Source organism: Hansschlegelia beijingensis (assembly GCF_045505405.1).
GTDB lineage: Bacteria > Pseudomonadota > Alphaproteobacteria > Rhizobiales > Methylopilaceae > Methylopila > Methylopila beijingensis_A.
In genome coordinates, this window is sequence record NZ_JBJKEX010000080.1 from 1 (window position 1) to 11002 (window position 11002).

The 11002-nt window shown below is 63.8% G+C and carries 8 protein-coding genes and 1 pseudogene; 7 read left to right on the top strand and 2 right to left on the bottom strand.

The features are described from left to right. From ACIKT0_RS07405 to ACIKT0_RS07430, 6 genes are all read left to right on the top strand, one after another. A partial coding sequence (locus tag ACIKT0_RS07405; protein WP_407104721.1) for a hypothetical protein occupies positions 1 to 225 on the top strand: 225 nt, incomplete at its 5' end. 305 nt (positions 226 to 530) lie between these two features. Further along, positions 531 to 1661, top strand: coding sequence for a ComEC/Rec2 family competence protein (locus tag ACIKT0_RS07410; protein ID WP_407104722.1), 1131 nt, complete (start codon positions 531 to 533; stop codon positions 1659 to 1661). A gap of 4 nt (positions 1662 to 1665) precedes the next feature. Continuing rightward, positions 1666 to 3903 carry a ThiF family adenylyltransferase gene (locus ACIKT0_RS07415; RefSeq protein ID WP_407104723.1) on the top strand — a complete coding sequence of 746 codons (2238 nt, stop codon included), beginning with the start codon at positions 1666 to 1668 and terminating at the stop codon, positions 3901 to 3903. Beyond that, a complete protein-coding gene (locus ACIKT0_RS07420) occupies positions 3903 to 5135 on the top strand; it encodes a patatin-like phospholipase family protein (RefSeq protein ID WP_407104724.1) in 1233 nt (410 codons plus the stop codon). The genes ACIKT0_RS07415 and ACIKT0_RS07420 overlap by 1 nt, the downstream gene beginning before the upstream one ends. Before the next feature lie 537 nt (positions 5136 to 5672). After that, the gene (locus ACIKT0_RS07425) at positions 5673 to 7367 is read left to right on the top strand and encodes an AAA family ATPase (RefSeq protein WP_407104725.1); all 1695 of its coding nucleotides are present in this window, start codon (positions 5673 to 5675) and stop codon (positions 7365 to 7367) included. 3 nt (positions 7368 to 7370) lie between these two features. After that, the gene (locus ACIKT0_RS07430) at positions 7371 to 8186 is read left to right on the top strand and encodes an HNH endonuclease (protein ID WP_407104726.1); all 816 of its coding nucleotides are present in this window, start codon (positions 7371 to 7373) and stop codon (positions 8184 to 8186) included. A 160-nt stretch (positions 8187 to 8346) separates the two neighbouring features. On the opposite strand, the pseudogene ACIKT0_RS07435 reads toward ACIKT0_RS07430, so the two are convergent. Then, positions 8347 to 9495 (bottom strand): annotated as a pseudogene (locus ACIKT0_RS07435) (IS3 family transposase). A 164-nt stretch (positions 9496 to 9659) separates the two neighbouring features. Here ACIKT0_RS07435 and ACIKT0_RS07440 point away from each other — a divergent pair. Continuing rightward, entirely contained in the window at positions 9660 to 10463 is an 804-nt protein-coding gene (locus ACIKT0_RS07440; RefSeq protein ID WP_407104727.1) for a metallophosphoesterase, read from the top strand. Between the two features lie 438 nt (positions 10464 to 10901). On the opposite strand, the gene ACIKT0_RS07445 is transcribed toward ACIKT0_RS07440, so the two are convergent. After that, positions 10902 to 11000 (bottom strand): integrase core domain-containing protein, encoded by a 99-nt coding sequence (locus ACIKT0_RS07445; protein WP_407103641.1) that lies wholly within the window; start codon positions 10998 to 11000, stop codon positions 10902 to 10904. Positions 11001 to 11002 lie beyond the last annotated feature (2 nt).

Here is an 11002-nt window from a genome sequence, read left to right on the forward strand (position 1 = left end):
ACCGCGCTCAAGCGCGAGCCGGCGCCCGAGGAGGCCCTCGGCCACCTCGCCTGGGAGGCCCCCTCCCCGGCCCCGGCAGCCAAGACCGCCGACGCCCGCCGCATGGAGGCCCGCCTCAAGGGCTACGAGGGCGAAAGCTGCTCCGAATGCGGGAACTTCACCATGGTGCGAAATGGCACCTGCCTGAAGTGCGACACCTGCGGCTCGACGAGCGGCTGCAGCTGAGGCTACGGCCTCTCTGGATGTGAACGGAACCGATGTTTCTACGCAAAGTGACCCGGTTTTCTACGTAGAGACACTTTTACTGACTAATCCTATAGGACCGACGTCCATCGCAAACGTGTCGCGGCACACTCTGTAATGTGCTGCGAAGTGGAGGACCAAGAAACTACCTTGGGATGGGCCGGGCAGTCTTTTTGGCTGCCCGGCGAGCCCTCGTGGAACGAACCCCGAACTTCGCTCTCGGACGACCGATCTTGTGACACTCGGCAAGGTCAGCCGGGCCGACCTCAAAGACAGGGAGACGCCCGATGACCGCTCACATGACCTTCTTTCCCCTCGGCAACGCGGACACCACGCTGCTTCGGCTCGCCAACGATGACCTGGTCCTCCTCGACTACGCGAACATGCGTTGCCCCACGGACCCGAACGACAAGCGCATCGACCTCCCGAAGGCCATCCGGGGCGAGCTCGCTGACGCTCGACGCGAGTCCTTCCGCGTCGTCGCCTTCACCCACCTGGACAAGGACCACGTCTACGGGGCCTCGGAGTTCTTCGAGTTCGAGCACAGCAACAGCCGCCAGGGCGGGGACCGCGTGCGGATGGACGAGATGTGGGTCCCGGCGGCCGCGGTGACGGAAACCTGCCTCGACGACGACGCCCGCGCGATCCGGCAGGAGGCACGGTACCGCCTCTTGCGCGGCGAGGGCATCAAGGTCTTCTCCCGCCCCGGCAACCTCGCCGACCTTCTCGCCGAGTGGGGCCTTTCGGTGGAGGATCGGCGGCATTGCATCGTCAACGCGGGCGAACTCGTGCCCGGGTTCTCCAAGTTCGGGCCGGAGGGTGCCGAGTTCTTCGTACACAGCCCGTTCGCGTGGCGCACCGACGACGGACTTGAGGACCGCAACGAGAACTCGATCGTGATGCAGGTGACGATGCGTGAGGGCTCCGCCGACAGCTTCGCGCTGCTCGGCGCGGACATCGACCACGAGACGCTGTCACAGATCGTCCGCACCACGCGAGACCACGAGAACACGCACCGCCTGCACTGGGACGTGCTCAAGCTCTTCCACCACTGCTCGTACAAGTCGCTCTCGCCCGAGAAGGGCGAGGACGTGACCGAGCCGGTCGAAGACGTTCGCTGGCTCTTCGAGGAACTCGCCCGCGACAAGGAGATCATCGTGTCGCCCAGTTGGCCGATCCCCATGAAGGGGACGGCAGACGACAAGGACCCGCAGCCGCCGCACCGCCAAGCCGCCAACTACTACAAACGCATCATCAGGGACTCGAACGGCCAGTTCAAAGTCACGATGGAAACGCCGAGCGAGAGCAGCCCCAAGCCGATCAGGCTCCGCGTGTCGGCCGGCGGCATCACGCTCGTCTCCTCGGCTGCGCCCACGGTAGCTGCCGCGGTGTCGTCGGGCCCGACGCGGGCGGGCTGAGCGCATGTGGCGGTTCGCCGAGTGCAAGGAGGTCAAGGCCGAGGAACTGACGGTCCCGCTGGCGCGTGACTTCGCGGCGCATGTCAGGGACGCGTGCGCCGGGTTCTCCCGACTGGTCGACTGCTGCCGCCTCGACAGCGGCGTGGAGATTGTCACCTTCGAGATCGACATCGACCTGCCGCAGCGCCCCGTCTACGCGATCCTTGCAACGGAGACGGTGTCAGCCTGCTTTTCGCCGTGCAGCAGTGGCCCACCGCTCGTCGCCGTCGACCGGGAGAACTTTCCGGACACGCCGCACCAAGGCCTCGTATTCGAAGGCCTGCCCAGTCTCCTCTGCGTGGACGACCGTCCCTGGCAGGACGTCCGGGGCGGCTACACCGCTTCCGAGCTGATGGCGCGCATCGCGATCTGGTTCAGGAAGGCGGGCGAAGGCGAGCTTCACGGAGCCGACCAGCCCTTCGACGCGTTCTTCGGCCTCGACAGCGGCGAGGACAACCGACTCGATATCATCATTCAGCACGACGCCCGACAGGCGATGAAGGCGGGCGGCGAACTGAACGTATGGTCGACGGACGAAAGGGTCCGCTACCTCATAGTGACCACGTCCCCGCAGAAGGCGGACGTGGCCGGAACAGTCGGCATCCACGTCCTCCACGTCGCGGTTGAGCCTCGCGCAATGCGCCGCATCCGGCGCGCGCCCCGGACCCTTCTGGGGCTCGTCGATCTGCTTGCCGAACGGGGACTTGATCTCCTCGAACGGCTCAATGAGTCCGTCCTCGGCTGGAAGTCAGCCGGAGGAAGGGACCAAAACCGCAAGTGGGTCTTCTGCATTCTTGTGAGCCTGCCGCAGGTCCATCCGCTGACTGGCGAGATCGGCGCAACCCTTCCGATGGCGTTCCTCTGCCACATGAGCCCGGGCGCCATCGGCGTCGCGATGGGGTTGCTCGAGTCGAACACCAGCGACGCGGTGAAGGACGTCAGCTACGTGATGAGGTTCGGAGCCAAGCTGTCCGCGGACGGCCTCCGAGAGATCCCCGTGCAGATCGCTCCGGTGCACCTCGAGCTTGACGGCGCCGGAGCCGCGAGAATGGCTGGACGCGCCGCCCCCGACCTCAGGCGCGTCGTGATGATTGGAGCAGGCTCGCTCGGGTCGCAGCTCGCCGAGAGCCTGGCCCGTGAGGGCCTATTCGCTTGGACGGTGATCGACCCCGACACCTTCCTTCCCCATAACGCCGCGCGACACAGCCTGACCCGTGAGCAGTTCGGGAGGGCGAAAGCACCCGAACTAGCCGCGCGCCTCCTGTCGATCAGGGTCGACACCGCGCCGGAAGCCATCTGCGAGGACGTCCTAGCGCTCAAGGACGGAAACAAGACCGGGCCCGCCCTCGACGCAGCCGAAGTCATCCTCGACGCTTCCGCCTCGGTGCCGGTCTCCCGCTGGCTCTCGGATCGCCCAGGCGGCGCGCGTCGCCTCTGCGCGTTCTTCACCCCGGACGGTGGGGCGGCCGTGCTGATGGCGGAGTCGGCGGATCGCGCCGTCACCCTCCGCGACATCGAAGCGGCCTACCTCAGGGAGGTCATGACGAACCCAGGGCTGGAGGGGCATCATCGCCCCTCGCAGCAAATGCGGTACACCGGGGCGTGCCGGGCTCTGACGAACAGCATCCCGGCCTCAACGGTCACTCTCCTCTCGAACCTGATCGCGTCGGCCGTTACGAACGCGGCTTCCATCGCGGACGCAACGCTCAAGATCTGGACGCGTCGGGACGGCGGCGTTGACTGCCTAAGCGCGCCTACGGCCTGCCTGAGAGATGCGATCGGCGACTGGTCCGTTACAGTCCCGCGTTCGCTCGTGGAAGAGCTCGACCGGACGCGCGCCGAGGCCCTACCGAACGAGACCGGAGGGCCCCTCATCGGAATGATCGACTTCGAGGCACGGCGGATCACGGCTGTGCACGTCCTTCCGCCCCCTTCGGACAGCGTCGCATCGCCGACAGGCTTCGAGAGAGGCGTCGAAGGCCTCAAGAGGAGCATCGAAGAAGCGCAGGCCCGTTCGGGCGGCCAAGTGCGATACGTCGGCGAGTGGCACTCGCATCCGAAAGGCCGCTCTGCAGCCCCGAGCGCGACCGACATCGTGCAGATCGGACAGCTCTCCGACGCCTTGAGCATCGACGGGCTGCCCGCCGTCTCCCTGATCGTCGGCGACGGCGAGATGGGCTTCCTGCTCGGTCAGGCGGCTTGATGAACGCCGGCGCCATTTCCCCAACTGGCAGGATCGGGCTTGCCCTCTCCGGGGGCGGCATCCGCGCCGCGGTCTTCCACTTGGGCGTCCTTAAGTACCTCGCGGAGCAAGGGCTGCTCGAGCGCGTCACCCAGATCTCGACCGTATCCGGCGGTAGCCTGATGGTCGGGGCGGTCTTCTCAAGCGCGAGGGGCCGTTGGCCGTCGTCGGCGGAGTTTCTCGAGGCCGTCTACCCATCCGTCCGCGAGACGCTCGTGTCCGGCGATCTATTCAGCCTCAAGGCGCTCGGCGTTGGTGGGCTGGTGCGGGAAAACGTCGGCATCCTGTTCAGACGGGCGAACATCCTCGCTAGGCTCTTGCGGCGCCGGTGGGACATCTCCCTGAAGCTCTCGGACCTGCCCCAGGAGCCCGTCTGGCACATCAACACGACCTGCTTGGAGACGGGGAAGAACTGGCGCTTCACGCGCGGGGCGATGGGCGACTGGCAGTTCGGCCGACACTACTCGCCCGAGGTCGGCGTTGCGGAGGCCATCGCGGCCTCCGCGGCCGTTCCTTACGTCATCGGCGCGCTGAAGCTGCCATTGCCCGAGCATGGCTGGTGGCAGACCGACCCAGCCACCAAGGAGCCCATCCGACAGGTCGAGCCGAGCAACCGCGCCGTCAGGCTCTGGGACGGCGGCGCCTACGAGAACATGGCGCTGGAGCCGCTCTACAAGCCGATGGAAGGCTTGCAGGACTGCGAGGTGCTTCTGTGCAGCGACGCCTCCGCGCCGCTGGGACCGCCGACCTCAATCCTCAAGGGCGTGCTCTCCGGTCGACTGGCATCGCCGCGGCTGTTCGACATCGCGTCCGACCAGATCCGGTCCCTTCGGTCGCGCATGCTGATGAAGTCCATCCGGCACGGCCAGGTGGAAGGATTCCTGATCCGCATGGGCATCTCCGCGCGAAGCCTCGATCGCGACGCGGCCGCGTCCGGCGAGTTCCTGAGCGACCAGGACTGCGGCGCTTGCCTGAGCTACCCGACCAACCTGACGAAGATCTCGTCGGCTGATTTCGACCTCATCACGCGGCACGGTGCCGAGACAGCCTGGCTGACGATCAGTGCCTATGGCCGCAGACCGACCGGGCAGCGCAGAACCGCTCCCTCGCAAGACGCCGCACCGGAAGCTCCAAGTCCGGGGGCTCCCGGAAGCCTCGACTCGGGTCAAGTTGCGCGCCCACAGGGGTCCTGACCGTGCACCCTGCCCCGTTCCAGATCCCGAACCGCCACGCGCCGATGATTGCGAAGATGATACGCACGGGGTCGACGATGCGATACACGAGCGCTCCACCGAGAGCGACGACTTTGACGTGATGGATGTCCTGCTGCTGCTTGATGACCACCGCGCGCCGACAGAATGAGTGTCATCGGGTGACGGATCAGTCGTCAGTAATGCCGCCTTTCGATCCGGTTACAGCCCGGGCGCTCGGCTCCTGAAGCGCAATATGCTCCCCCGAGCCGTCTGCAAGCCTGCGTTGTCACACTGGCGGAGCGCCTACGGACGAAGCCGAAGCAGATCGCTATCAGCGCTCGCCAATTTGCGAGCTAAGGTCGCTTTGCCTGATGCGGGTCGACGATAAGACGAACCTGACGCGGACGCGCATCAAGCCGCTGGCCAGATGAGTTCCTTCGGTTATCGTATGGGCTGACTCGGCCGCGACGGTCTTACGCCCAAAAAGACCAGCGTCCACCCGGCCCGCCTCCAAGACTCAAAACACAGAGCTTTCAATTGCCCGAACGCATTCCGGCGCAGGCTGAAGTAACGGTTGTGGTCGCGCGATCGGAGCGCGTGGCGCGGGCCGCCGCGTTGAACCGACCTCTCGTCGCAGTGCTCCCGGTCAGAACCACCTGGAATGATTACGGCCTGAATTACTTCGCAGATCTCTTTGTCATAGACGAACATGATCAGACATTCCAAACGCATATGCGGGTCATGTTCGAGGGCGCTACTCATAGCGAGTCCGTATTTTTGGACATGCTGGAGCGATTTGGGAACATTTTTTCGATCGAAGAAGTTGACAGGCCTTTTGTATCACTGATTCCTCGCTCTGAGAGCTACGCCGCACTTATAGGCATGCTTGGCTTCGACGTCGCCGTCAGCGCTCTGAGAATGCTCAGAGACGCTGTCGTCGTGCGCCTTGAAGGCGAGGACGAGGAGAGCCTGAGGCTCAGCAGCAGCGCAGATTTCCACATCGGCGCCTTGCGAGCGACCGGTGCAAATGACGCATTATATCGCGGGGCCCGTCATTTCCGGCGCGCGACCTCGACCCCGATGGAAGACGCCGCGATCAACGTCGTATTCACGGCGCAGCTGAAGAGCGCCGACAACCTCTATGAAGTGCCATTCTGCTTCCAACCCGAGGAACTCTTCCCCGAACGGATCTGCGTCCTCATCGGAAAGAACGGCGTCGGCAAGACTCAACTTCTGAAATCAATCGTCGACGGGCTCTACGATGCGGAGACCGCGGAGCCACGCCGCTCGCATTTCACGCCGCCGTTCGCACCCACGCGCGTCCTCGTTTTTTCATCCGTCCCGACAGACCCGTTTCCGCGATCCATCGGCGCATGGCGTGGCATCGATTACGAATACTTTGCCATCAACGCTGCGCGACAGGGAAGCGATGCGCCGCTGCTTTCTGCGATTATGGCGAGCCGCAATGCGGACGACGGAGAACAGTCGCAGCGCGTCCACATCGACCGCATGCATGTCATTAAGCAGGCCTTGGACAAGATCGGCTTGTGGCACCGCCTGCACCTTCCGCTTCGTTCGATCGAGGAAGGCAACGAGCTGCCAAACGTCGTAACGGTCGACGGACGACCGTACTTTCCGATATCGCGCTCGCTGAACGAGAGGAACGAACTTCTTCTCACGCACAGGATCGACTGGGAACGAAATGTCGTCATTTTAAATGACGCAATCGAACCCCGTGATCTTAGCAGTGGCGAATTCGCCATGCTCCGTTTCATTTGTCAGGTCAGCGGAGCACTCGAACAAGGAAGTCTCCTGCTCTTGGACGAGCCGGAAACCCACCTGCACCCAAACTTCGTGTCCGATCTCATGGAGATCCTCGACAGCCTACTGCAAGCCACGAAGTCCGTCGCCATCATCGCGACCCACTCAGCCTACGTGGTGCGCGAGGTGCCAAAAAGCCGCGTGAATATCCTCACGCTGGAAGATCGCGAAATCCTGATCGATCCACCGCGCCTACAAACGTTTGGCGCGAGCATCGACACAATTTCCCAGTTTGTCTTCCACGACACCAACCTCACTCATCGCTATCAGAAAACGCTCGCGAAATGGGCCGAGAGGGTGGGGCGCGAGAAGGGCCTCCAGGGGATAGTCGAGCAATACGGAGCACAACTGAACCCCGAGAGCCTGTCATTCATCGCGCGCCAGCTGCGTCAACCGCCAGCCTCGGACTGACCAGTGCGCTATTTGCCGTTGCCCGTCGCGACCGCCGACGACGCGGTCGTGGAACGTCTCGCTAAAGAACCGGAATGGGCCGTCCACCGCGCGGCGTGGCTGGCGGCCTATGCGAGCTATCGCCGTCATTCGGGCAGCCCGTTCGACATCCAGCCGCATGCGTTCGGCGTCGGAGTGGGCGACCGGCAGTCCGCGCTTTACGACACGCGCAAGCGATCCGGCGAGCTCAGTCGAATGAGGCGCCAGGGGGGCTTGCTTTCATGCCCTGTCTGCGGATCGCCGGTGACAGGGCATCTCGACCATTATCTGCCGAGATCGGTCTATCCTGAGTTCTCGATCATGCGCGCCAATCTCGTTCCGGCGTGCGTGCACTGCAATTCGGGGGTTAAAGGCGATACGGTCCACGGAGAACGTCCCCGCCGTTTTATCCATCCCTACTTCGACGCCTGGGCTGATGGAACGCTTTGGAGGATCAGCATCCAGCAGCCGTTCCTCGCGGCAACTTTCAGGCCGACGCCCGAGCCGGGTCTTCCCGCCGACCAGGCGGAAATCGTCCAGTTCCATCTTGAACATGTGCTGGGCGATCAGTTCGAGCGCTCGCTAGACAATCTGTGGTCGACCTATCCTCGCCAGCTAGCAATTCGATGCCCGAATGCCGATCTTGAGCGCGTGATCGAGCAGGTTGGGTACGACCTGAGCGTCGCTATTATCTCCAACGGCGTGAACAGCTGGCAGGCGGCCTTCTTTAGGGGACTGTCCGCCGACGCGAACGCGCTGACCTACGTGCATGATCGGACCCAAACAGCTGCTCTACCCTAGGCTTGCCTCGCCACCGTCCGCTGGCACCATTCGGGAGCGCTCGTCCGATTCGCAGCCCCTTCTGACCTCGGCAATGGGTCAGACGAGGACCCAGCTTATCTCCTCGAGGCAGCGAACGCCGGCGACCTCGCGATTGACCTTGCCCCCTGATTGCCCCCGTTCATAACCAGAGTCCGTCCTGGTTCTGGTCCTGTCTGGACCGGGCTGCGAACTCGTTCGGGGTGAGGCCGCCGAGGCTCGTGTGCGGCCGGTGAAGGTTGTAGTCGATGCGCCAAGCTTCGACGATACGGCGGACGGCCGACAAGTTCCTGAAGACGTGCTCGTTGAGGCATTCGTCCCGGAAGCGCCCGTTGAGGCTTTCAACGAAGCCGTTCTGCTGCGGCTTGCCCGGCGCGATGTAATGCCAACCGACGCCGCACTCCTCCTGCCACTGCAGCATGGCGCGCGACGTCAGCTCGGTGCCGTTGTCCGAGACGATCATCAGCGGGCGGCCGCGCAACTCGACGATCCTGTCGAGCTCACGAGCGACCCGCCGTCCGGACAGCGAGGCGTCGGCCACGAGCGCCAGGCACTCCCGGGTGAAGTCGTCGACGACCACCAGCACCCGGAACCGTCGGCCATCCGCCAGCACGTCGGACACGAAGTCGAGGCTCCAGCGCTGGTTCGGCCCCTGCGGCAGCGTCATCGGAGCCCGCGTGCCGAGCGCGCGCTTGCGTCCGCCGCGCCTCCTCACCGTCAGCCTTTCCTCTCGGTAGAGCCGGAAGAGCTTCTTGTGATTGAGGACGACGCCCTCCCGCCGCAGCAGGATGTGGAGGCGGCGATAGCCGAAGCGCCGGCGTTCCGTCGCCAGCGCTCGCAGGCGCGCTCTGACGCCGGTGTCGTCCGGCCGGGCCGACACATAGCGATACGTCTTCGGCTCCATCCCGATCAGCCCGCAGGCGCGCCGCTGTGAATAGCCCTTCTTCTCGATCGCCCAGGTCACGGCCGTTCTCCGTGCGCCGGGCGTCAGAAGTTTTTTCCAAGCGCCTCGCGCAGCGTCGCCACGTCGAGCATCGCCTCGGCCAGCAGCTTCTTCAGCTTGCGGTTCTCGTCGTCGAGCGCTTTCAGCCGGCGCGCGTCGTTCGGCATGGCCCTCGGACCGATGGCGGGCTCATGCCTCACCCTCCATGCCGCCATAACGCGAACGCCACGTGTAGTACGTCGCGTCGCTGATGCCATGCTTCCGGCAGACCTCGGCGACAGGCAGACCAGCCTGCTGCTCCTTCAGGATGCCGATGATCTGCTCCTCGCTGAACCGACTCTTTTTCATCGTCCGTCTCTCCTGGTCGACGGACCCTAGCTTCAGATCGAGGGCGTTTCAGGGGGCAAGGTCAGAACTTGTCCGTGGTCTCGCTCCTTCCGCTGAGTTTCTGACGCTCGACGCGTCACTTTCGCCCGGGCATAAAGCGCCGGGAGCCATCAATCCGGTCGGACATGAAGATTTGGGCACTCAGCGACATACACGCCAGTCGCGATGAAGCTGAACTCGATGTTCCGACAGACACCGATATCGTAGTCGTCGCAGGCGACGTCGCCGATGGCCTTGAGGCTTCGCTCGACTATCTCCAGCGGACGTTCGCAGGTCGGGTGCCGGTGATCTGGGTCGCAGGTAATCACGAGTTTTTCGGCGAGGAGCTGCCGGAGGCGAGAGCCACGGCCCGCGACGCCGCAGGTAGCGCGTCGGGCTTATTTTTCCTCGACGACGCCGAGCTCAGATGGGGCGGCGTCAGGTTCCTGGGCTCGACGTTGTGGACGGACTATCGCCTTGGCGTTCAGGACGACCCAGACGCTCAGAGAGCGGCGATGCGCGTCGCAGCGTCTCTTCCGGACCACCGTGAGATCTGGATGCAGCCGGCGGAGCAAGGGTGCCTAGCGAAACATTTTTCGCCGCGGGACGCTTTAGCGATCAACAAGGCCAGCGTCGCATGGCTGACGAGAAAGCTTGGTGAGCGGTTCGCCGGGCCCACGGTAGTGGTCAGCCATCACGCGCCGCATCCGACGAGCGTAGCGCCTGCTTTCAAAGGGGACCCCCGCACGCCGGCCTATGTCACAGATCTCTCCGACCTCATCCACGAGCGAGGTCCCGATCTATGGCTGCATGGCCATACGCATGCCAGCTTCGACTACATCGTTCGCGGCCGGGATCGCATCACGCGGGTCGTCTGCAATCCAAAGGGTTTTCGAGACTATGAAAACCCTGGGTTTCAGCCGGGGCTCCTGATCGATGTCACCCCGTGACGAAGCGGAACCGTTTTCGTGGCAGACCAAGACGCATATTGACGGGTCCGCGGCCTCACAGCCGAAGCCACTGATCCGAAGTGCGTCCCGAAAGAGAACTAAAGACGGCTGCGGTCTATCGAGACACCTAGATACTGATCGCTCTCGGTAAAAAACACTCCCTGCGCTTCAAGAGCCCGCGCTATTGCTGAAACAGACGCACGCTGAGAGCGCTCCAACTCTTTCTCTGCAAGCTTGATTACGCTCCGATCAAGCGAAGAGCGATCGGCAAGATCTTGTTGTGACCAGTTTAGCAACGCTCTAGCCGCGCGTATTTAGCAACCGTTAACCATGTTGGACAAACGAAACCCCAGATCGGTCTGGTCTTGCCCCGGACTCTGGTCCGGTCACGATGCGACCTTTCGGGCGTACTTGGTCTTGCCCCGGACTCTGGTCCGGTCACGATGCGACCTTTCGGGCGTACTGAGCTTGGTGAGCGAAGGCGTTGGGCGTCAAGTGACCCAAGGCCGAGTGTGGTCGTTCGGTGTTGTAGTCGATCC

Coding starts and splice junctions, on each gene's coding strand:
- ACIKT0_RS07415 (WP_407104723.1), top strand. CDS start 1,666: ATGTGGCGGTTCGCCGAGTGCAAGGAGGTCAAGGCCGAGGAACTGACG.
- ACIKT0_RS07440 (WP_407104727.1), top strand. CDS start 9,660: ATGAAGATTTGGGCACTCAGCGACATACACGCCAGTCGCGATGAAGCT.
- ACIKT0_RS07420 (WP_407104724.1), top strand. CDS start 3,903: ATGAACGCCGGCGCCATTTCCCCAACTGGCAGGATCGGGCTTGCCCTC.
- ACIKT0_RS07410 (WP_407104722.1), top strand. CDS start 531: ATGACCGCTCACATGACCTTCTTTCCCCTCGGCAACGCGGACACCACG.